We start from the raw sequence: 21,762 nt of genomic DNA on the forward strand, positions 1-21,762 counted from the left end.
GGACGGGCGCTACGCCGGGCAGATGTCGCTTCGATGACGGCCGGAGCCGTGGATCGGGAGCGTCGCTCAGGCTGTCGCGGCGTGTCCGCCGGCTTCCGTCCTCAGCCACGCCGCGCCGCAGGCCTTGGCCAGTTCGCGCACGCGCAGGATGTAGCTCTGCCGCTCGGTGACCGAGATCACGCCGCGGGCGTCGAGCAGGTTGAAGACGTGGCTCGCCTTGATGCACTGGTCGTAGGCCGGCTGCACGATGCGATGGCGCGCGCCCTCCGACTGGGGCGCGCCGGCCTCCAGGTAGGTGCGGCAGGCCTTCTCCGCGTCGGCGAAGTGGCGAAACAGCATCGCCGTGTCCGCGGCCTCGAAGTTGTGGCGCGAATATTCCTGCTCGGCCTGGAGGAACACGTCGCCGTAGGTGACCTTGTCGTCACCCTCGCCGCCGTTGAAGTTGAGGTCGTAGACGTTCTCGACGCCCTGGACGTACATCGCGAGGCGCTCCAGCCCGTAGGTCAGCTCGCCCGCCACCGGCGCGCACTCGAAGCCCGCGACCTGCTGGAAGTAGGTGAACTGGCTCACCTCCATCCCGTCGCACCAGCATTCCCAGCCCAGGCCCCAGGCGCCGAGCGTCGGGCTCTCCCAATCGTCCTCGACGAAGCGGATGTCGTGCAGCTTCAGATCGACGCCGATCGCCTCCAACGAGGCGAGGTAGAGTTCCTGGAGGTTCGGCGGGTTCGGCTTCAGGATGACCTGGAACTGGTAGTAGTGCTGCAGCCGGTTCGGGTTCTCGCCGTAGCGCCCGTCCTTCGGCCGCCGCGAGGGCTGCACGTAGGCCGCCTTCCAGGGCTTGGGCCCGAGCGCCCGCAGGGTGGTGGCCGGGTGGAAGGTGCCGGCGCCCACTTCCATGTCGTAGGGCTGGAGGATGACGCAGCCCCGCGCCGCCCAGAAGCGTTGCAGGGTCAGGATCAGGCCCTGGAACGAGCGTGTGGGCGAGAGGTCGGCGTCGCTCGACATGGATGGTCCGACGAGGAGGAAAGGAAGCCGGACCGTTTAAGAGCGGGCGGCGGGGTGTCAAGCGAACCCGCCGCCCCGTCCAGGGCCATCGCTTCAAGCGATGGCCCTGGTTTTTTCTTGGCCAGCCTCAGTCGCCGGCGCCCGCCTCCGCGGACATCTCGGCCCCTTGGGCTTTCGCTCCGCTCGAAGCTTCTCAGGACCATGGTCCTGAGAAGCCCGCTCCGCGCGGCGCTCTTCGCGCCGCGAAGCCGCTCAGGCGGCTTCGAGCGATGGCCCCGTCCGCCTACGTCCTGGGACCGGACCGGGCGAAGTTGCGCCGGTTCTTGAGATCCTTCTGCGTGACCTGCGTCTCGGGCCTGCCGGCCAGGAGACGCTTCACGCGCTCGTTGAAGTCCGAGGATGAGACGGGGCGTGCGCCCCCTTTGTCCGGAGCATGCGCCATGCTGGCCTCCGCGTGATCGCCCAAGGCACGGGATTGCGCTGAGGGTGCTCGGTATATGGGGCGTCATCCGTCGATTGCGAACCCGGCCGGGTTCCCGGTCGAATGCGGCGGCGCCCCTGCTCCCGTGCGCGGCGGCACATCTTTTTGCCGATCAAGCCTTCAGCGCGGGAACGGCAAAGGTTTCTCCCAAGTTAACGCGGCAAAGGAACAGCCACGCTTCGCCGGTCCGGCGGGCGGAAACAACGGTTTCGAAGATCATGCGCAAGGGATTGACTGTCTTCGCCGCCCTCGTCGCGGCCTCGCTCGCCACCACGACCCTCGTCGTCGGTGCCTCGAACGCGCTCGCCACGCCGGATGGCGCCCAAACCGTCGAGAAGACCGTCGCGGTGACGCCGGTCGAGGTCGCGCCCGTTGCGGCGATGCCGGCCGCCGAGACCTGCGCCCGCAAGGTGCGCGTGGTCTATAGCGGCTACGCCGCCCCTGCCGGCTGCACCCGCTGAACGAGGGCATCAGGAGCGGAGGCAGCGCTCCCGCAGCCCCGACACGATCCGCTCGAACACTTCCGGCCGGTCGAGGGCGCGGGCCAGCACCAGCGCCCCCTGAATGCCGCCGACGGTTTCGTCCGCGAGCGTGCCGGCGATTCCCGGCGGATGACCGGCGCGGGTGAGGGCGTCGGCCAGAGCGTCCACCCAGCGGATGAAATAACCTCGGAGCGCGCCCGCGAACCGGTCGCGGGCGTCGCTCAGGCTGAGGGCGCCGACGAGGCAGACGCGGCGGCCCGATCGGAAGTAATCGCTCACCGTCGTGAACATCGCGGCCACGGCCCGGTCCGGATCGTCCGCTTCGCGCAAGGCGCGGAAGACGTTGGCCTCGAACCAGCCGTCGATCTCGGCGAGCACGGCCTGCGCCATCTCCGCCTTCCCGCCGGGAAAGAAGTGGTAGAGGCTGCCCTTGCCGAGCCCCGTCGCCCGGGCGATCAGCGACAGGCTCGCCCCCTCGTAGCCGTGCTCGCGAAACACCTCCGCGAGCCGCGGCAGCACGTCCGACCGCTCGGCGACGGTGCGCGCCACGCGCTACAGCCCCAGGTCGGTCAGGGACGGATGGTCGTCCGGGCGGCGGCCGAGCGGCCAGCGATACGTCCGGTCCGCTTCCGCGATCGGCAGGTCGTTGATGGAGGCGATCCGGCGGCGCATCAGGCCGGCCTCGTCGAACTCCCAGTTCTCGTTGCCGTATGAGCGGAACCACTGCCCGCTGTCGTCGCGCCACTCGTAGGCGAAGCGCACGGCGATGCGGTTGTCCTGATGGGCCCAGACCTCCTTGATCAGCCGGTACTCCAACTCCCGCGCCCATTTCCGTCGCAGGAACGCGGCGATCTCCTCGCGGCCGCGGATGAACTCGGCGCGGTTCCGCCAGACGCTGTCGGGCGTGTAGGCCTGCGTCACCCGCTCCGGATCGCGGCTGTTCCAGGCATCCTCGGCCATGCGCGCCTTCCGGGCGGCGGTCTCGGCGGTGAAGGGCGGCAGCGGCGGACGTGACATCGCGGACCTCTCTGGACTGTTCGGTCAAGTACGGACCGATCGGTACAGAGTTTTCCGTGCACCGGCAAGCGAGGGCATGCCGCCCGCACAGGCCGGCATGACCGAGACAGGCGAGGCGGCCGACCGGATGGCCGCGATGGCCGATACGCCGGAGCGGCGCGCCGCCACCGAAGCGATCCGTGCGGACATCGACCGCTTCTTCGCGACCCTCGATCGGGTCGACGAGCTCGGGATGAACCAGCAGCCGCGACGAAGCCTTCCGGCTCAAGCTCGACGAGTGGATGCGGAACCGGGCGACGCGGCTACAGGCCGAGCCGCGCCCAGGCGGCGCGCTCCTCGATCGCCGCGATCAGCGCGTCGGGGAGCCCGGCGGTCTGGCCCGGGCCGGCCCGGCGCAACAGGCGAGCGAGCCAGGAGCCGCGGGTCTCGGCGACGAGGCGCAGGTCCACGTCGTCGCCGTAGCGGGCGCGCAGCGTCCCGCGCAGATCGCCCAGTGCGTCGACGAGGCCGAGATCGAACGCCTGCCGCCCGGTCCAGACCGCGCCGGTGAAGAGGTCTCGGCCGGCCTCCAGCTTCGGCCGGCGCTCGCGCACGAGCGCGGTGAACAGGGCCTGCACGTCGGCCTGGATCTCCTTCAGTCGGGCGACGTCCTGCGGGTTCTCGGGGCGGAAGGGATCGAGCATCGCCTTCGCCTCCCCTTGCGTGTGGACGCGCCGCTCGACGCCGATGCGCTCGATCAGCCGGTCGAAGCCGAACCCGGCCGAGACCACCCCGATCGAGCCGACGAGCGAGGCGGGGTCGGCCACGATCTCGTCGGCGGCGCAGGCGATCATGTAGCCGCCCGAGGCCGCGGCATCCTCGACGAAGGCGAAGACCGGCACCTTCTTCTCCGTGGCCAGAGCCCGGATGCGCCGGAAGATCAGGTGCGACTGCACCGGCGAGCCGCCGGGCGAGTTGATGACGAGCGCCACCGCCGCCACGTCCGGCACCGAGAAGGCGCGCTCCAGGCTCGGCGCCACGGTCGCGATGGAGAGGCCCGGCCGGATCGGCGAGACCGCGCCGATCGCCCCGCTCAGCCGCACCACCGCCACCCGCGGGGCGGATTTCCGGAAGCGGCGAGGCAGGAGGAAGCGCATCCAGGTCGGGACGGTCAGCGGCATGGGGGCGTCTTCGCGGGACGCGCAGCGAACGAGCGCGGCGTCGTTGCAGGGAGTATCCTCCGTTAGCAGGAGGCCGCCCTCCGATCCATCGCGGCCAGGCTTCGGGCCGTACTCACGACGCCGCAATCGCAGAACCGAACCAGGGCCATCGCTTGAAGCGATGGCCCTGAGAACTGAACGTGGCCGTATTGCGTTTCCCTCGGACATGTCCGGCGACTTCGCCCGGACATGGAGGGGCGGTGGACCGTCCGCACGGCCCGGAGACGAGCCGGACGGAACGGAAGGAAGCCAGCCCGATGCGTATCCTGCGTCTGCTCATCCTGGCGTTCGGAATGCTCGGCGGTCTCGCCGGCCTGAACGCCACCGCGAATGCCGCCCCGATCCCCGTTGCCCCCGCCGCCGGCCACGCCGCCGAGTCGCCGCTGCTCGATCAGGTCCATTGGTACGGCCGTCGCTACTATCGGTGCGTCTACTGGCGCCCACGTCCCTATTACCGCCGGGTCTATTGGCGCCCGCGGCCGTACTATCGGCGCGCCTACTGGCGTCCGCGTCCCTACTATCGGCGGGCCTACTGGGGCCCGCGTTCCTATCATCGCCGTCACTACTGGCGGACGCACTACTATCACCGTCCGCGCTTCTACCGCCCCTGGTACTGAGGCGCTGGGCGGAGAGCCATCGAGGGGTGCCTGCGGGCACCCCTTTTTCACTCCGGCGGCCAGGGATCGCCCCGGTGCAGCGCCTCGGCCTCCGGCGTGAAGCGACCGGCCGCGTCCTGAAGCACCAGCGGCGGCAGCAGGCGCAGCGGCGCGCGGCTGCCCTTCACGCCGACGATCAGAACGCGGATCGCCGGCCGCTCGGCCCGCGCATGGACGGGGCGGAGGCTGGCGTCGCCGAAGCGTCCGCGCAGGGCGCCGAGGCAGGCCGGCAGGGCATCGGCCCGGTGGATCAGGCCGAGCCGGCCGCCGGGACGCAGCAGATCGGCGCAGACGCGCAGCCAGCCGTCGAGCCCGCCCGCCGCGAAGGCGTGGGCCGAGGCCTTTTCCGGGGCGGGAGAGGGGCGGTGGCCCGCGCCCTCGAAGAAGGGTGGGTTGGTCAGCACCGCGTCGGCGCTGCCGGAAAGAAGCCCCGCCGCCCGACGTTGCGCGCCCGGCGCCAGGAGGTCTGCCTCGATCACGGAGACGCGGCCGTCGAGGCCGTTCTCCCGGATGTTGTCCCGGGCCATCGCCGCGAGCGCCGGTTCGCGCTCGACCAGCACGACGCGCGACCCGTCCGCCCCCCTCGCCACCGCGAGTCCCACCGCGCCGGTGGCGGCACCGAGATCGTAGACCGTGGTCCCCGGCGCGAACGCCATCAGGCGGGCGAGCAGCACCGCGTCGGTGCCGGCGCGGTGGGCGCCGCGGGGCGGCTGGCGCAGGCTGAGGCGCCCGCCGAGGAAGCGATCCGGCTCACCGCTCATCGCGCAGTTCGGCGGCGAGGCCCGCATCGGTGAGGATGCGGCGGGCCTGACGGGCGTCGTCGTCGGGGACCAGCAGGCGCCGGCCGAAGGCGCCGATCGAGCCCTCCAGCGCGCTCATATGCTCGTCGGCGACGAAGTGCGGCACGCCCGCATCTTCCAGGAGCGAGCGGGCGAAGCCGATCAGGACGACGTCGTTGCTGCGGATCAGTTCCTTCACGGGCTCACGCCTCTCCCGGCCGACAGGGCGGCCCGGCCGCTCCCTAGCACCGTCCATCCCTTCGCGCAGCCGTGCGGCACGGCCGCGTGTTGCAGTGCGACCGGCCCCGTGCGACAGGGGCAGCCGCGGGGCAGGGGTTCCGGCAGGGCGCCGGTCGAGAGTTTTCCGGAGGCATCGCGCTTGGGCGTCGTCGTTACCCTCGATGAAGGCCGCTCCGATCCGGAGGCCAGCCTCACCGATCTCGTCGGCCTCGTCGCGGCCGGAATGGAGGGGGTGAACGCGACGATCCTGTCGCGCACGGGTTCCGACGTGGCGATGATCCCCGAGGTCGCCAACCATCTGATCGCGTCCGGCGGCAAGCGCCTGCGCCCGATCCTGACCCTCGCCTGCGCCGATCTGTGCGGCTATGCGGGCGGCGACGGCGCGGTGAAGCTCGCCGCCGCGGTCGAGTTCATGCACACCGCGACCCTCCTCCACGACGACGTGGTGGACGAGAGCGACATGCGCCGCGGCCGGGTCGCCGCCCGGATCAAGTGGGGCAACGAGGCGAGCGTGCTCGTCGGCGACTTCCTGCTCGGCCAAGCCTTCCGCATGATGGTCGAGGTGGGCTCCCTGCGCGCCCTCGACATCCTCTCGGCCGCCGCCACGGTGATCGCCGAGGGCGAGGTGATGCAGCTCACCGCCGCCAAGAACACCGAGACCAGCGAGGACGAGTATCTCGCCGTGATCCGCGGCAAGACCGCCGAGCTGTTCGCGGCGGCCTGCGAGGTCGGCCCGGTCCTGGCCGAGCGGCCGGAGCCCGAGCAGGCGGCCTGCCGCGCCTACGGGATGAACCTCGGCATCGCCTTCCAGCTCATCGACGACGTGCTCGATTACGGCGGCACCAGCGCGGCTTTGGGCAAGAACGTCGGCGACGATTTTCGCGAGGGCAAGATCACCCTGCCGATCGTGCTGGCCCTGCGCCGCGCGACGGACGGCGAGCGCGGCTTCTGGCGCCGCACCCTGGAGCGCGAGGAGTTGGCGGAGGGCGACCTCGAACAGGCGCTCGCGATCCTGCGCCGCCACCACGCCCTCGAGGATACGATCGCGCGCGCCCGCCACTACGGCACGATGGCCCGCGAGGCGCTCGGCGCCTTCCCGAACGGGCCGATGAGGGCCGCGCTGCTTCAGGTCGTGGATTTCTGCATCGCCCGGGCGCACTAAATAGAAACTCGCCATCTGAGCGAGCACAGGGTCACGCATATGCCCGCCGTGGTTTCATTCGCCAGGGTCCGCGCAGCCGGTGGCAACTGATACGGTTTCCGGTTGATCGGCTCGGTTCCTCACCCGTCATCGCGAGCGAATGCGAAGCGATCCAGGCCGCCGCTCTATCCGGAAGTGTCGCGCCCTGGATCGCCACGGCTTCGCCTCGCGATGACGGAGCATGGCAAAGACCGAAGCGATCAACCGGATACCGTATGAGGCGCCCGCTTTGCGCCGATCACGCGAGCCGCGTCGGCTCGACCCACCAGCCCGGCTGCGCCGCGCGGATCGCGCCCGCAGCGGCCTCCGCCGCCCCATCGTCCGAGAAGATCGCGAACACGGTCGCGCCCGAGCCCGACATCCGCGCGAGCCGGCATCCCCCTTGCGCCCGCAGCAGCGCCAACGCCGCGCCGATGACGGGGGCGACGGTGAGTGCCGGCGCCTCCAGATCGTTGCGGGCGGGCGTGATGGCGCCGAGCACGGCGTTCGCGTCGAGGCCGGCGGCGATCGTCGGATGCCCGGCCCCGTCGAGCCGCTGTCCGACGGCGAGGCCGAGCGCCTCGAACACCGGCGCCGTCGCGACCGGCACGCCCGGATTGACCAGCACCGCCGACAGTGGCGCGAGGCCCAGCACCGGGCCGATCTCCTCGCCCGCACCGCGCATCATCCGCGCCCTCGGATCGAGGCAGACCGGCACGTCGGCGCCGGTGGCGCGCGCCGCCGCGACCACGGCCGGATGGTCGAGGGCGAGCCCGTTCCCTTCGGCGAGCAGCCGCAGGGCGGCGGCGGCATCCGAGGAGCCGCCGCCGATCCCGGCCGCGACGGGCAGGTGCTTGTGCAGGCGAAACGCGCCGAGCGTCAGGCCGTCGACGCCCGCGGCGAGGTGGCGGGCAGCGCGCAGGACGAGGTTGTCGTCGAGCGGCCCCGCCGGACCGGCGGTCGGGCCGGCGACGGCCAGGGTCAGGTCGGGACCCGGCACCAGTTCGAGCGTGTCGGCCACTTCGGCGAAGGCCACGAGGCTCTCCAGCGCGTGGTAGCCGTCCCCGGGCCGGCGGCCGAGAACGTGGAGGGTCAGGTTGATCTTGGCCGGAGCGCGGGTGGTGAGGCGGGACACGAAGGCTCTCGGCCGGAGGGTCGGGGAACGCGCCCTGCCATAGGGGGGCAGCCGGGAACGGGCAAGGCGGGAAGGACGCCGCATGGGGCGTTGCGAGGACGCGACGGCTTGATCCGGCTGTCGTCGCGATGGCTTCGAATGACGGCGCGGGCCGACTTTCCCGTCCTTGAGCCGTCAGGCGAAGCAATCCAGAACCGCGACGGTGCCGGAAAGGGCATCCGAGCGGTCCGGCACCGTTCGCCGGCAGGATCGCTTCCGCAGATCTGCAACGATTCGGTCCGAAGTGGCGGAATTGCCCGCAGAACACCTTCATGGAGACTGATTGTTGCTAATTTAGCACAGTCGTCAAGGTCGAAACGTGCTTCAAATCTCGGCGCGTCTCGTCCCGTGCCGGCCGATGTCAGGTTTCGATCCCCTTGCCCTGATCGACACGTGTTACGCTGCGGCCCTCGATCCCGCGGCATGGTCCGAGGCGCTCGACGGCATCGCCGATGCGGTCGGCGCGCGCGGCGCGGTGATCGTCTCGCATGATCCCAAGCGCACGGCGCAGACGCTGGCGTCCGAGCGCATCGCCGACGTGAACCTCGATTACGGCGTCGGCGGCTGGTGGCAGCACGACACGCGCATCCGTCTCGGCCGGGAGCGCGGCATCATGCGGCCGGGCACGGTCACGGTCGACGAGATGTACATCGCGGCCGAGGAGAAGCGCTCCGATCCGTTCTTCCAGCACTTCGTCGACCGGCATCGCCTCGGCAACCTCTGCGCCTATGTCGGCGCCGACCCAATGGACCGGCACACGATGTCGTTCAGCGCCCCGCGCGACCTGCGCAAGGGGCCGTTCGAGGGGTTCGAGGTCGAGCGGCTGGGGCTGATCGGCCCGCACGTCGTCCGCGCCTTCAGGCTGACGACGCTCGTCACCGAGATGCGGCGGGAGGCGCAGGGGCTCGCCTCCGCCCTGGAGCGGATGCGAGCGGGGATCGTCATCCTCGACCGCCGCGGCCGGGTTCGGCTCGTCAGCCCGGCGGCGGAGAGGCTGGCGACCGGCTATCTGTCCCTGCGGACCGGTGCCGAGCCGAACGCGGCCGAGCCCGGCGACGGCGCGCGGTTCGACCGTTTCCTGGCGCACGTTCTGCCGGAGCGATCCTGGCCGCGGCAGGAAACGATCCTCCTGCGCCGCCGGGGCGGCGGGCGTCCGCTCGCCGTCGAGGCGCTTCCGTTGCGTGGTGCGGACCCGTTTCCGGCGGCCGGCGCGGGCCTGGACGGCGGGGTGGTCCTGCTCCTGCGCGACCTGCTCGCGCCGGCGACGCGTCCGATCGAGCCCCTGCTGGAAGAGCTCGGCCTGACCCGGGCGGAGGCGCGGGTCGCGGCCCTGGTCGGCCGGGGATCGGCGCCGCGGGAGGTGGCCGATCGGTTCGCCGTCGGCGAGAGCACGGTGCGCAGCCAGCTCAAGGCGGTGTACGCCAAGCTCGCGATCCGCCGCCAGAGCGAGCTGGCGGTGCTGATCACGCGCCTCGACAGCTTGTAGCTCACTCCGGCTCGTCGCGGCGCTGGCGCAGTTCGGGCACCGATTGCCCCGGTTGCGGCGACGGGAGCACGTCGCTCTCGGACCGGCTCGAATCCACGAACAGCCGCACCTCGCCCTCGCGTACGCCGAGACTGCGCAGGGCATAGGTCATCATGCCGAGCGCCAGTTCCCGTTCGGCCATCAGGACGAGACCGACGCCGTCCTCCTCCAGCCGGCGGCGCTCGGCCTCGCTGTGGGTGCGCACCACGCTGTCGATTTCGGGGTTCACGGCGCGCGCCTTGGCGAGCAGCCGCCGGGCCTGATGCGGGTCGGGGGTGGCCACCACGAACAGCCGCGCCGAGGCGATGTCGGCGGCGTCGAGGATGCCCGGCGCGGTGGCGTCGCCGAACACCGCCGGCACGCCCTGGGCCCGCAACTCCTCGACCCGACGGCGGTCGCGCTCCACCACCACGAAGGGCAGCTTCCAGTCGTGCAGCGCCTTGCCGATGGCGCTGCCGACCCGGCCGTAGCCGACGATGACGGCATGGCCCCGCATCGCCGGCCCGGCGGTGTGCACGGTGAGCGGGGCGGCGGCGCGGCGCTCCAGGCGGCGACGCAGTTCCGGCCGCTCGCCGAGCCAGCGCGACACCCGGTGCGCCAGGATGAAGAACAGCGGATTGAGGGTGATCGAAAGGAGCGCGCCGGCCAGGATCAGGTCGCGCCCCTCCTCCGGCAGCAGCTTCAGCGCGATGCCGAGACCCGCCAGGATGAAGGAGAACTCGCCGATCTGGGCGAGGCTCGCGGCGATGGTGAGCGCGGTGCCGATCGGATGGCCGAAGGCGAGCACGATGGCGATCGCCGCCAGCGACTTGCCGAGCACGATGACGCCGACGACGCCGAGCACCGAGAGCGGCGCGCTCAGGACCACCCCCGGATCGAACAGCATGCCGACGGAGACGAAGAACAGGACCGCGAAGGCGTCCTGCAGCGGCAGCGAATCGGCTGCCGCCTGATGGCTGAGGTCGGATTCGGCGAGCACCATGCCGGCGAAGAAGGCACCCAGCGCGAACGACACGCCGAACAGCTCGGAGGAGGCGTAGGCGATGCCGACCGCGCTCGCCAGCACCGCCAGGGTGAACAGTTCCCGCGAGCCGGTGCGCGCCGCGAGCGCCAGCAGGTAGGGCACGATCCGCCGCCCGCCGACGAGCATCACGGCGACGAACACGCCGACCTTGGCCAGCGTCAGCCCGAACGTGACCCACAGGCCGTGATCCGGCGCGACGTGATGGCCCACCACCCCGGCCGCCTCGCCGCCGAGCGAGGGGGCGAGCGCCGGCAGCAGCACCAGGGCCACCACCATGGCGAGATCCTCGACGATCAGCCAGCCGACGGCGATGCGGCCCTTGTCCGTGTCGAGCAGGCCGCGCCCTTCGAGCGCCCGCAGCAGCACGACGGTGCTCGCCACCGACAGCGCCAGCCCGAACACCAGCCCCGCCCCCGCGCCCCAGCCGAAGGCCCAGGCAAGCCCCGCCCCCATGGCGGTCGCGACCGCGATCTGGACGACGGCACCCGGCAGGGCGATGGCGCGCACGGCCAGGAGGTCGCCGATCGAGAAATGCAGGCCGACGCCGAACATCAGCAGGATCACGCCGAGTTCGGCGAGCTGGCTCGCCAGGGCCGGATCGCCGACGAAGCCGGGGGTGAAGGGCCCGATGGCGATGCCGGCGACGAGGTAGCCGACGAGCGGCGGCAGCCGCACCCGCTGGGCCAGCATGCCGCCGACGAAGGCGCAGACGAGGCCGAGCGCGATGATCGAAATGAGTCCGGTGGTGTGCTGCAACGCGATTCAGCCCTCGCGAGGCGCGAGGACCGCCCCGGGGTTCAGATAAGGCAAATCACGGTCCCGTGTCCGCATCGCGGCTGCAGCGGGGGGCGGTCTTCCCGGTGTTTCGTCAGGATTTCATGCGGACATAGGTGCCCGGCGCCGGTCCGAGCGAGGGCAGGGCGCCCTCGCCGGGGATGCGGGCGGGCACGCGTTCCGGCGCCTGCTCTTCCAGCCACCGGAACCAGTAGGGCCACCACGAGCCCGGGTGCTCGGTCGCCCGCTCGATCCAGTCCGCGAACCGGCCCTTGGCGGGTCCGCCGGTGCGGTAGCCGTACTTGGCCTTTCCGCCGGGCGGGTTGACCACGCCCGCGATGTGGCCCGAGCCCGCCAGCACGTAATCGACCTTGCCGCCGAACTTGCCCGAGCCCTCGAACACCGAGAGCGCCGGGGCGATGTGGTCCTCGCGGGTGGCGAGGTTGAACACCGGCACCTTCACCTTCTTCAGGTCGAGGCGCACGTTGCCGATCACCATCTGTCCCTTGGACAGCGTGTTGTCGAGATAGCAGTTGCGCAGGTAGAACGAGTGGTTGGCCGCCGGCATCCGCGTGGCGTCGGCGTTCCAGTAGAGCAGGTCGAAGGCCGCCGGCGCCTTGCCGCGCACGTAGTTGTTGACGACGTAGGACCAGATCAGGTCGTTGGGCCTGAGCATGTTGAAGGCGTTGGCCATGCGCGCGCCCTCCAGATAGCCGCGCGCGGCCATCCGCTCCTCGATCGCCTTGATCTGCCCCTCGTCGGCGAAGACCTTGAGGTCGCCCGCATGGGTGAAATCGACCTGGGTGGTGAGGAAGGTCGCGCTCCTGATGCGCCGGTTGCCGGTGGCCGCCTGGTAGGCCAGCGTCACGGCGAGCAGGGTGCCGCCGACGCAGTAGCCCGCCGCCGAAACCTCGGTCTCGCCGGTGGCGACGCCGATCATGTCGATGGCGGTCTCGATGCCCTCGCGCATGTAGGATTCGAAATCCTTGTCGCGGTGACGCTCGTCCGGGTTGATCCAGGAGATCACGAACACCGTGATCCCCTGGCCGACCATCCAGCCGATGAGGCTCTTCTGCGGGTTGAGGTCGAGGATGTAGTACTTGTTGATCCAGGGCGGCACGATCAGCAGCGGGCGCTTCAGCACCGTCTCGGTCTTGGGCGCGTACTGGATCAGTTCCATCAGGTCGTTGCGGAAGATGACCTCGCCGGGGGTCACCGCCACGTCCTCGCCGAAGGTGAAGGCGTTGAGGTCGGTCTGGCGCACCCGGAGCTGGCCGCCGCCGGCCTCCAGATCCTCCTGCAGCATCTTCATGCCGCGCATCAGGTTGGCACCGCCCTCCTCCAGCGTCTGGCGCAGGAGTTCGGGGTTGGTCATCACGAAGTTCGAGGGCGAGTAGGCCGAGAGCAACTGGCGCAGGTAGAATTCCGCCTTGTGGCGGGTGTGCTCGTCGATTCCCTCCGCCGTCTCCACCAGTTCCTCCGCCCAGCGGCCGAGGATCAGGTAGCTCTGCTTGATCAGGTCGAAGACCGGGTTCGCGGTCCAGTCGGCGTGGGCGAAGCGCTTGTCCTTCGCCTCGGGCTGGGCGACCGGTGCCGCCGCCGCACCCTGCATCCGGCCGAGCGCCGACATCCAGAGCGAGGCGAACGACTGGTTGAGCCTGGCCTGGGCCTGGAGCGTCCTCTCCGGATCCTTCAGCCAGGTCTCCGCGACCCGGGTGAGGGTGCGGGTCATCTCGTCGATCTCGTCGGCGCCCTGGAGCTTGGCGTCCTGCACCCCCGTCGCCTGGGCGGCCTGCTCGAACGGTTTCAGCGAGGCCGCCGCCGATTGCCGGAACGCTTCGGCGAGCTGGTTCGCGTTCCGCGCGATCATCTCGAAATCCGGCGCTGCCGGGACCGTCCGCTCCGTGGCCACGCGCAATGCCCTCCCAGGATCGACCCGCATTCCGCCCGGCCGGGGCGTACCGAGCCTCGTTTCCGACAAATTAACGCTCCAACTCGCAGATGTCGCCCGCCCCCGGCTCCATTTCCAGACCGTTGTCATGCTCGTGAGGACCGTCCGCGCCGTCGTCCTGGTCCTGCCGGCCCTCGCCGCCGCGGCATCGGTCGGCGGCTGCTCGGGCGACGTCAATCCGCTGAAGGCGGCCATGGTCGGCACAGGGTCCGGCATCAAGCCGGTGGAGGCCCCCGACTTCGTGGCGCAATCCCGCAAGGGCGGCGCGGACTACATGCCGGTGGGCGAGTCGGCGCCGCGGCGTGCCGTCCGCGCCCGCAGCGCCGCGGGCCTGAACACGCTTCAGTCCGAGCTGGAGGGGGCGCGCAGCCGCAACGAGGCGAAGGGGCGCGCGGCGGAAGGGGCGGCCAAGGACGCCGCCAAGGGGCTCACGCCCAACCCGGTCGAGTAGGGTCCGTCGCCTCGCCCTTCGAGCGAAGCGCACGGATCGAAACGCACAGATTTCGAGTCGGCGCGCGGGCGCGTCGATGGTAGACAGACCGCTTCCTCGCCGCCGACGCTTCCATGCGGGAGGATGAGTTCCGCGACACCGGACAGAACGACGCCATGACCGACTTCCACCGCATCAAGCGCTTGCCTCCCTACGTCTTCGAGCAGGTGAACCGGATCAAGGCCGCAGCCCGGGCCCGGGGTGCCGACATCATCGATCTCGGCATGGGCAATCCGGATCTCGACGCGCCGCGCCACGTCATCGAGAAGCTGGTCGAGACCGTCGGCAAGCCGCGCACCGACCGCTACTCCGCCTCCAAGGGCATCGCCGGCCTGCGCCGGGCCCAGGCCGGCTACTACCAGCGCCGCTTCGGCGTCACCCTCAACCCCGAGACCCAGGTCGTGGCGACGTTGGGCTCGAAGGAGGGCTTCGCCAACATGGCCCAGGCGATCACGGCGCCCGGCGACGTGGTGCTGGTGCCCAATCCGAGCTACCCGATCCACGCCTTCGGCTTCCTGATGGCGGGCGGCGTGATCCGCTCGGTGCCGGCCGAGCCGACCCCGGCGATGTTTCCGGCGCTGGAGAAGGCCGTCGTCCACTCGATTCCGAAGCCGGTGGCGCTCGTGGTCTGCTATCCCTCGAACCCGACCGCCTACGTCGCGAGTCTCGACTTCTACCGCGACCTCGTCGCCTTCGCGAAGAAGCACGAGCTGATCCTGCTCTCGGACCTGGCCTACGCCGAGGTCTATTTCGACGACGGCAACCCGCCGCCCTCCGTGCTGCAGGTGCCCGGCGCCGTCGACTGCACCGTGGAGTTCACCTCGCTGTCCAAGACCTTCTCGATGGCCGGCTGGCGCATGGGCTTCGCGGTCGGCAACGAGCGGCTGCTGGCGGCCCTGACCCGGGTGAAGTCGTATCTCGATTACGGCGCCTTCACGCCGATCCAGGTCGCGGCCACCGCCGCGCTCAACGGTCCGGACGACTGCATCAAGGAGATGCGCGCGACCTACAGGAAGCGCCGCGACGCCCTGATCGAGTCCTTCGGCAAGGCCGGCTGGAAGCTGCCGGCGCCCGAGGCCTCGATGTTCGCCTGGGTGCCGATCCCGGAGAAGTTCCGGGAACTCGGCAGCCTGGAATTCTCCAAGCTGCTTCTGGAGAAGTCGGACGTGGCGGTGGCGCCGGGCATCGGCTTCGGCGAGCACGGCGACGATTTCGTGCGCATCGCCCTGGTCGAGAACGAGCAGCGCATCCGGCAGGCGGCGCGCAATGTCCGCCGTTTCTTCGACACCGCCGACCGCACGCTTCACAATTTGATGCCGATGCAGAAGGCCGTCTGATACGGTTTCCGCTTGATCGCTTCGGGTTTGGCCCCCCTCCATCATCGCGAGCGGCCGCGAAGCGATCCAGGGCGCGACGGGTCCGGAAAGGGCGCGCCCTGGATCGCCACGGCTTCGCCTCGCAAGGACGCAGGACAGGCCGAACGCATCGACCGGATGTCGTATGACCACGGTCGGAGCGCCCCGCCCAAGAAGTTGTTGCGGCGGGGCGACAGGGCCGGGCAATCGGCCCTGCCCCACGGGGCATCGGGCGGGGGAAGCTTGTCAGCGCAGCGTTCCGTCCGCAGGGTCGCCTCCCGTTTCGCCGCCGGGCCGTCCCGGCGGATGGACGCGTTTCGAGGAACCGCATGCGCCGCCTGAAGCTCTTCGCCGCCCTGGCGCTCGCCGGCGCCGCCGCCGGAGCCTGCGCGCCCCACCCGATCGTGGCCCGCGACCCCGTGCCCGCCCCCTCCCCCGAGGACGCCTATTCCTGCAGCTCGACCCCGCTCGTGCTGAACGCCTACAAGTCGGACTGCGCGCCGACGGTGCGGGAGCCGCGCCCGGTGCTGCGTTCCAGGGGCTGAATCCGGAAGGTCGGGGGCCGTTCCGCCAACGGTGGGATCGCCGGCCTTCCCGCCCGTCAACCTTTCCTTGTCACGTCCCGGAGCTTGATCGCGGCTTACGAGACGACCGCCAACGACGGAGCAAGCCCTTGGCCCGCGCCCGCCTCCTCCTTCTCACCGCCTGCTTCGGGCTCGCCGCCGTGCAGGGGGCGTCCGCCCAGAACCTTCAGGATCGCCCCTACGGCGCCGCGCGCGGACCGACGGTGCACGAGGTCGATCCCGAGAGCGGCCGCTTCCGGGGCCCGCCGATCGGCACCGACGGCCAGGATCTGCGCGCCATCGGCGCCGTGCCGGTGCCGACCGTGATGAACGGGGGCGGTTTCGGCCCCACCGGGAACGACTATTTCGGCGAGATGCTGATCGCGACGCCGCAAGGGCCGCGCCGTGCCTCGGACGGCTACGCCCTGGCCCCGGCCTATCGGGGGCCGCCCCTGCGCTGAGACGCCGGCCTGCCGCGGATGAGCGCCTTCGGCGGCACGGTTGCGCGTCCCTCCTGATCCCGCATGTTCGGCGGAACGCCGACCGGCATGCGCGAAATCTCCGTAAGCATACAGGCCGGCTGCCGCCAGCCGGAGCGCACATCCGCGGCTTGAGCGGTCGATGCGAGTCCGCTATCTGCCGCTCGGGATCGTCACGGGCGGTGCCGATACCTTCGCGGCGAGGGCGGAAGAGCCCTCGGCTTCAACCAGGCAGGTCATGAACCTCGCACCAGAGCGTCGTTCCGAAAGGTGGTTGCCGGCTTTCGGAAGAAGGCGATGCAAATTCGAAAACCGTGCGAGTTTGTCCGCCCGGACGAAGCGAGGCACGACCCTCGGCCGCCCGGCGTGGTTCGAAGGCTTCGAGGGCGGCCACGGCGAGGTCGGCCATGTATACGCTGCGTGACGATCTGAACGGCTTGCGCCTGGCCGCTCCGGACAGCGCCGACGTCTGGCTCGTCTTCGGGGGCCGGCGGCACCGGGTGGCGAGCCCGGCGGTGTATCAGGCTCTCTTCACCGGCCCCGACGAACTCGTCTTCAGCGAGGATATTCCGTCGATCACGATGGGCCCGGAGCTGAACGACGGCACCTGTCTCGTCCGACCGGGCGGCGCCCACACGATCTTCCTCGTCACCGGGCGTGCCCCGGCGATCCGGAAATACTACATCCCGAGCTACGAGAACTTCACCGACTTCGGCTTCAACCAGGCGGCCGTGATCGAAGTCCCGGCCCTGATGCTGGAGGCCGTCGAGTTCGGTGGTGAACTGACGAGCACTTTCGACCGGACGCGCCGGACGCAAACCCCGGCGGAAGGGGGCTAGGATTGGGCGACCGCAGCGTCACCATCGCCATTCCCGTCCACAACGGTGCGAACTATCTCGGCGAGGCGATCGAGAGCGCCCTCCGGCAACGGCATCCGGAGACCGAGATCGTCGTCGTCGACGACGGCTCGGACGATGACGGGCAAACCTTCGCCGTCGCCCAGGCGTTCGGAGACCGGATTCGCATCCTGCGCCAACCCCAGAGCGGGGTGGCGGCGGCCCTGAACACGGCGCTCGCATGCGCATCCGGCCGATTGTTCTCCTGGCTGTCGCACGACGACCTGTTCGAGCCGGAGAAGACGGCCCTCCAAGTGCGGTTCCTGGAGACCCTGAACCGGGACGACGTCTGCCTGTTCTCCGATCTGTCGTGGATCGACGCGGCCGGTCGCATCACGGGCACGCAGCGGCTCGATCATGCCGGTCTGGCGTGCAACCCGCGCCTCGCCTTCTACGACGGGCTGATCAACGGCTGCACGATCCTCACCTCTCGCGACCTGCTGAGGCGGATCGGCGGTTTCGACGCGCGCTATCCCCATACCCAGGACTACCGGATGTGGTGGACGCTCGCGCGCGAGGCCGGCCTCGTCCACGTTCCCCACTGCCTCGTCCGCTCCCGGCTCCATCCGGAGCAGGGCTCGCATCGCCCCGACGCCCTGGCCGAGAACGGCGCCTTCTGGGACGAGGTGCTCGACCGGACGAGCGATCTGGAGGCGACGCTGGTGCATGGGAGCCGCGAGCGCTTCCTGCGCCGGACCGGCGACTTCCTGCGCTATCGCAGTCCGAATCGGCGGGTCGCCGAGCGTGCCGACCGGATGGCGCGGGCGAGCGCCGCGGCGGCGTCCGTTTCGGCGGTCATCGATGTCGGCCACGATCCGGAGGCCGCGCGCCGAACGCTCGCCAGCGTCGAGGCCCAGACCCGGCCTCCGGACGAGGTCGTTCTGGTCGGCGCTGCGGCGGTCCTCGATGCGATCGGGCGAAGTGAGTCCGGGCGTCGCGACAGGGTGCTGCGCCCGACGGCGGAGGAACGGCCCTCGGCCCGGCTCCGCACCGGCCTCGCCGCGACCCGCGGCACCTACGTCGCGTTGCTGATGAGCCCGGACCGGTTCGCACCGGACAAGATCGCCACCCAGGTCGCGCCTATGTCGGCCACGGGCTGTCTCTTCTCTCACAGCTCCTATCGCATCGGCGACGAGACGGTGGCGACGGGCGGTTTCGGCGGGCGCGTCTATCCCGAGATCGTCGGAGACTGTCACGTGGAGGTTTCCACGGTCGCGGTGCATCGGGCCCTGTTCCTGTCCGGCCTCCTGTTCATGGACGACGACGCACCCCTTTCCGCGAGCTGGATCGAGGTGGCGTCGCGTCACGAACTGCTCGGACTGGAACAGCCGCTGTCCCACGTGGAGGTTGCCCGCGCCGGGACGGAGGCGGCTGCGCTGCTGTCGTGGCTGCGCGCGTCGGCGGCCTATCGCGGCTGTGAGAAGCAGCTTCGCCGCCTCGAGAACCGGCTGGACGAACCGGCGCCGTCGCAGGGCCGCCGGGCGGATGCGCCCGAGGCGTCGAGCGCACGGCACCGGACGACGGGACGGTCCGATGCCACTGCGTGATCTGATCCGGCACGCCCGCGCCCTGCTCGTCGCGAAAACCCGATCCGACGCCGGGACGGATGCCGTCGTGCCGGCTGCCGTGCACGACGCCGCGCGGGCGGCGCTGGTCGAGGTGCAGCGGAAGCTCGCGGTGGCCGAGCACCGACTCGCCGTACTGGAAGGCAGCAACCGGACTGCCGCCCGCGCCCTCCGCCGGTTCCTGCAGGAGCGTGGGCGATTCGCACGGGAGCGCGAGCACCTCGTCGCCGCGCGGGAAGCCGCCGAGGTCGGCCTGTCGGCGGCCGTCAGCGACCGTCAGCGGACGATCGTGCTCAACGACCGCCTCTTGGCGGAACTGCGCGGCAGCGAGGAGGCCCGGCAGCGACTCGAAGCCGACAACCGGCACCTGCATCGGCGGATATCCGGCACGGACGCGGCCGATCCGCTCCCTGCCTTCGAGCCCGATCGCCCTGCGGGCCGCGGCGAACCCTGACAGGCCGGAACATCGATCCGTTTCGTCGCGTCTCTTGCACCGCATCTATTGCATTGCAGCAATCGAGTTCTTGTCAGTATCCTGCATCCGGGCCGTTTCGAAAGGTTCTCAACGGACAGAGCCGTTTGCGCTGGACGCCGAAGTTTGGCAATTAAGTTCCGCCTCTCCGGGGAGGGCACCTGAAAACCGAGCGACCGTCACGATAAACGTCCGATGGCCATCCCGGCCGAGCTCGGCCCATCACGTTCAAAATTCAAGGACGCACGCATGACCGCACTTTTGCTGATCATCGTGGGCGGGCTCTGTGCCGTTGCCTACGGTGTCGTGACCATCCGTGACGTGATGCGACGCGACGCGGGCACCCAGCGCATGCAGGAGATCGCAGGCGCCATCGCGGAAGGGGCGCAGGCCTATCTCCGGCGCCAATACGCCACCATCGGCATCGTCGGCCTCGTGCTGTTCGTCCTTCTGGCATGGTTCCTCGGCATCAAGGTCGCCATCGGCTTCCTGATCGGCGCGGTGCTCTCGGGCGCGGCCGGGTTCATCGGCATGAACGTCTCGGTGCGCGCCAACGTGCGCACGGCGCAGGCCGCCACGACCTCGCTCGGCGGCGGGCTGGAGGTCGCCTTCAAGTCCGGTGCGGTCACCGGCATGCTGGTGGCGGGCCTCGCGCTGCTCGGCGTCGCCCTCTACTATCTGTTCCTCACCCGTGGCGCCGGGCTGGCCCCGGGCAGCCGCGAGGTGATCGACGCGCTCGTGGCCCTCGGCTTCGGTGCCTCGCTGATCTCGATCTTCGCGCGCCTCGGCGGCGGCATCTTCACCAAGGGGGCCGATGTCGGCGGCGATCTCGTCGGCAAGGTCGAGGCCGGCATTCCCGAGGACGATCCGCGCAACCCCGCCACCATCGCCGACAACGTCGGCGACAATGTCGGCGACTGCGCCGGCATGGCCGCGGACCTGTTCGAGACCTACGCGGTGACGGTGGTCGCCACCATGGTGCTCGCCGCGATCTTCTTCGCGGGCAACGCCCCCGTGCTCGAAGCGATGATGCTCTACCCGCTCGCCATCGGTGCGGCCTGCATCGTCACCTCGATCGCCGGCACCTACGCGGTCAAGCTCGGCGCCAACCAATCGATCATGGGCGCGCTCTACAAGGGGCTGATCGCGGCGGGCGTGCTCTCGATCGTGGCGATCGGACTCGTGAACGTCGCCCTGTTCGGCGGCTTCTCGACCCCCTTCACGACGAATACCGGCCTCACCTTCTCTTCGGGCGCCCTGTTCGGGTGCGCGGTGCTCGGCCTCGTCATCACCGCGCTGATCGTCGTCATCACCGAGTACTATACCGGCACGAACTTCCGGCCGGTGAAATCGATCGCCACCGCTTCCGTCACCGGCCACGGCACCAACGTGATCCAGGGGCTGGCGATCTCGCTCGAATCGACGGCGCTCCCGGCCATCGTCATCGTGGCGGGCATCATCGCCACCTACGCGCTGGCCGGCCTGTTCGGCATCGCCATCGCGGTCACCGCCATGCTGGCGCTCGCGGGCTTCATCGTGGCCCTCGACGCCTTCGGCCCGGTCACCGACAACGCCGGCGGCATCGCCGAGATGTCGGGCCTGCCCTCCGACGTGCGCAAGGCGACCGATGCGCTCGATGCGGTCGGCAACACCACCAAGGCCGTCACCAAGGGCTACGCCATCGGCTCGGCGGGCTTGGGCGCGCTGGTGCTGTTTGCCGCCTACACCTCGGACCTGAACTACTTCATCGCCCATGCCAGCCCGACGCAGTACCGCTTCTTCCAGGGCGTCAGCGTCGATTTCTCGCTCTCCAACCCCTACGTCGTGGTCGGCCTGCTGCTCGGCGGCCTGATCCCGTTCCTGTTCGCGGGCATCGCCATGACGGCGGTGGGGCGCGCCGCCGGCGCGGTGGTCGAGGAGGTGCGCCGCCAGTTCCGGGCCAAGCCCGGCATCATGCAGGGCACCGACCGGCCGGACTACGGCCGCGCCGTCGACATGCTGACCCGGGCCGCGATCAAGGAGATGATCGTCCCCTCGCTGCTGCCGGTGCTCACGCCGATCGTGCTGTTCTTCGTGATCCAGGCGATCGCCGGCAAGAGCCAAGCCTTCGCCACGGTGGGCGCCTCGCTGCTCGGCGTGATCCTGACCGGCCTCTACGTCGCGATCTCGATGACGTCCGGCGGCGGCGCCTGGGACAACGCCAAGAAGTACATCGAGGACGGCCACCACGGCGGCAAGGGCTCCGACGCCCACAAGGCGGCGGTGACCGGCGACACCGTCGGCGACCCCTACAAGGACACGGCCGGGCCTGCCGTGAACCCGGCGATCAAGATCACCAACATCATCGCGCTGTTGCTGCTGGCCGTGCTTGCCCACGCCTGAGCGAAGAACGGCGCGCGCAAGAGAAGGACCCGCCGCGGGCGACCGCGGCGGGTCCTTCTCTTTCGGATGCGAA

Annotated in this window: 22 protein-coding genes; 12 read left to right on the forward strand and 10 right to left on the reverse strand. The window is 70.4% G+C overall.

The window, feature by feature from the left end:
- Positions 1-66: 66 nt before the first annotated feature.
- Both PGN25_03740 and PGN25_03745 read right to left on the reverse strand, forming a co-directional pair.
- Positions 67-1,005 carry a glycine--tRNA ligase subunit alpha gene (locus tag PGN25_03740; protein MEH3116725.1) on the reverse strand — a complete coding sequence of 313 codons (939 nt, stop codon included), beginning with the start codon at positions 1,003-1,005 and terminating at the stop codon, positions 67-69.
- Between the two features lie 283 nt (positions 1,006-1,288).
- Complete coding sequence (locus tag PGN25_03745) at positions 1,289-1,447, reverse strand: hypothetical protein (protein ID MEH3116726.1); 159 nt, start codon at positions 1,445-1,447, stop codon at positions 1,289-1,291.
- Positions 1,448-1,704: 257 nt separating this feature from the next.
- Here PGN25_03745 and PGN25_03750 point away from each other — a divergent pair, with 257 nt between their 5' ends.
- The gene (locus tag PGN25_03750) at positions 1,705-1,947 is read left to right on the forward strand and encodes a hypothetical protein (protein MEH3116727.1); all 243 of its coding nucleotides are present in this window, start codon (positions 1,705-1,707) and stop codon (positions 1,945-1,947) included.
- Between the two features lie 9 nt (positions 1,948-1,956).
- Here the strand turns inward: PGN25_03750 and PGN25_03755 are convergent, their stop codons facing one another.
- The 3 genes from PGN25_03755 to PGN25_03765 all read right to left on the reverse strand — a co-directional run bounded on the left by PGN25_03755 (position 1,957) and on the right by PGN25_03765 (position 4,145).
- Positions 1,957-2,517 (reverse strand): TetR/AcrR family transcriptional regulator, encoded by a 561-nt coding sequence (locus PGN25_03755; GenBank protein ID MEH3116728.1) that lies wholly within the window; start codon positions 2,515-2,517, stop codon positions 1,957-1,959.
- 3 nt (positions 2,518-2,520) lie between these two features.
- Positions 2,521-2,985: a nuclear transport factor 2 family protein gene (locus PGN25_03760; protein ID MEH3116729.1), complete on the reverse strand. Its 465-nt coding sequence runs from the start codon at positions 2,983-2,985 to the stop codon at positions 2,521-2,523.
- 302 nt (positions 2,986-3,287) lie between these two features.
- Entirely contained in the window at positions 3,288-4,145 is an 858-nt protein-coding gene (locus tag PGN25_03765) for a S49 family peptidase (protein MEH3116730.1), read from the reverse strand.
- 296 nt (positions 4,146-4,441) lie between these two features.
- Between PGN25_03765 and PGN25_03770 the strand changes: the two genes are divergently transcribed.
- Entirely contained in the window at positions 4,442-4,801 is a 360-nt protein-coding gene (locus PGN25_03770) for a hypothetical protein (GenBank protein ID MEH3116731.1), read from the forward strand.
- Positions 4,802-4,848: 47 nt separating this feature from the next.
- Here PGN25_03770 and PGN25_03775 read toward each other — a convergent pair whose 3' ends face one another.
- Positions 4,849-5,601, reverse strand: coding sequence for a methyltransferase (locus tag PGN25_03775; GenBank protein ID MEH3116732.1), 753 nt, complete (start codon positions 5,599-5,601; stop codon positions 4,849-4,851).
- Positions 5,591-5,818: a DUF2007 domain-containing protein gene (locus PGN25_03780; GenBank protein ID MEH3116733.1), complete on the reverse strand. Its 228-nt coding sequence runs from the start codon at positions 5,816-5,818 to the stop codon at positions 5,591-5,593. Before PGN25_03780 ends, PGN25_03775 begins: the two co-directional genes overlap by 11 nt.
- Positions 5,819-5,998: 180 nt before the next feature.
- On the opposite strand from PGN25_03780, the gene PGN25_03785 reads away from it, so the two are divergent.
- On the forward strand, positions 5,999-7,021 hold the full coding sequence (locus tag PGN25_03785; GenBank protein MEH3116734.1) for a polyprenyl synthetase family protein: 1,023 nt from the start codon (positions 5,999-6,001) through the stop codon (positions 7,019-7,021).
- Between the two features lie 277 nt (positions 7,022-7,298).
- Here PGN25_03785 and PGN25_03790 read toward each other — a convergent pair whose 3' ends face one another.
- Positions 7,299-8,174, reverse strand: a complete 876-nt coding sequence (locus tag PGN25_03790; GenBank protein MEH3116735.1) for a 4-(cytidine 5'-diphospho)-2-C-methyl-D-erythritol kinase — start codon at positions 8,172-8,174, stop codon at positions 7,299-7,301.
- Positions 8,175-8,571: 397 nt separating this feature from the next.
- Here PGN25_03790 and PGN25_03795 point away from each other — a divergent pair, with 397 nt between their 5' ends.
- Positions 8,572-9,699, forward strand: coding sequence for a LuxR family transcriptional regulator (locus PGN25_03795; GenBank protein MEH3116736.1), 1,128 nt, complete (start codon positions 8,572-8,574; stop codon positions 9,697-9,699).
- A gap of 1 nt (position 9,700) precedes the next feature.
- Here the strand turns inward: PGN25_03795 and ybaL are convergent, their stop codons facing one another.
- Positions 9,701-11,518, reverse strand: a complete 1,818-nt coding sequence (ybaL, locus tag PGN25_03800) for a YbaL family putative K(+) efflux transporter (GenBank protein ID MEH3116737.1) — start codon at positions 11,516-11,518, stop codon at positions 9,701-9,703.
- 112 nt (positions 11,519-11,630) lie between these two features.
- Positions 11,631-13,448, reverse strand: coding sequence for a class I poly(R)-hydroxyalkanoic acid synthase (phaC, locus tag PGN25_03805; GenBank protein MEH3116738.1), 1,818 nt, complete (start codon positions 13,446-13,448; stop codon positions 11,631-11,633).
- 127 nt (positions 13,449-13,575) lie between these two features.
- Here phaC and PGN25_03810 point away from each other — a divergent pair, with 127 nt between their 5' ends.
- The 8 genes from PGN25_03810 to PGN25_03845 all read left to right on the forward strand — a co-directional run bounded on the left by PGN25_03810 (position 13,576) and on the right by PGN25_03845 (position 21,689).
- Positions 13,576-13,938 (forward strand): hypothetical protein, encoded by a 363-nt coding sequence (locus PGN25_03810; protein MEH3116739.1) that lies wholly within the window; start codon positions 13,576-13,578, stop codon positions 13,936-13,938.
- Between the two features lie 155 nt (positions 13,939-14,093).
- Positions 14,094-15,314: an LL-diaminopimelate aminotransferase gene (locus PGN25_03815; protein MEH3116740.1), complete on the forward strand. Its 1,221-nt coding sequence runs from the start codon at positions 14,094-14,096 to the stop codon at positions 15,312-15,314.
- A 347-nt stretch (positions 15,315-15,661) separates the two neighbouring features.
- Positions 15,662-15,877 (forward strand): hypothetical protein, encoded by a 216-nt coding sequence (locus PGN25_03820; protein MEH3116741.1) that lies wholly within the window; start codon positions 15,662-15,664, stop codon positions 15,875-15,877.
- Between the two features lie 128 nt (positions 15,878-16,005).
- A complete protein-coding gene (locus PGN25_03825) occupies positions 16,006-16,356 on the forward strand; it encodes a hypothetical protein (GenBank protein ID MEH3116742.1) in 351 nt (116 codons plus the stop codon).
- Positions 16,357-16,781: 425 nt separating this feature from the next.
- Positions 16,782-17,213, forward strand: coding sequence for a hypothetical protein (locus tag PGN25_03830; protein MEH3116743.1), 432 nt, complete (start codon positions 16,782-16,784; stop codon positions 17,211-17,213).
- 2 nt (positions 17,214-17,215) lie between these two features.
- Positions 17,216-18,817, forward strand: a complete 1,602-nt coding sequence (locus PGN25_03835) for a glycosyltransferase (protein ID MEH3116744.1) — start codon at positions 17,216-17,218, stop codon at positions 18,815-18,817.
- On the forward strand, positions 18,804-19,289 hold the full coding sequence (locus tag PGN25_03840) for a hypothetical protein (protein MEH3116745.1): 486 nt from the start codon (positions 18,804-18,806) through the stop codon (positions 19,287-19,289). The genes PGN25_03835 and PGN25_03840 overlap by 14 nt, the downstream gene beginning before the upstream one ends.
- 267 nt (positions 19,290-19,556) lie before the next feature.
- On the forward strand, positions 19,557-21,689 hold the full coding sequence (locus PGN25_03845; protein MEH3116746.1) for a sodium-translocating pyrophosphatase: 2,133 nt from the start codon (positions 19,557-19,559) through the stop codon (positions 21,687-21,689).
- The last annotated feature ends 73 nt before the right edge of the window (positions 21,690-21,762 follow it).

The sequence above is a fragment of the Methylorubrum populi genome (assembly GCA_036946625.1).
GTDB classification, from domain to species: Bacteria; Pseudomonadota; Alphaproteobacteria; order Rhizobiales; family Beijerinckiaceae; genus Methylobacterium; species Methylobacterium populi_C.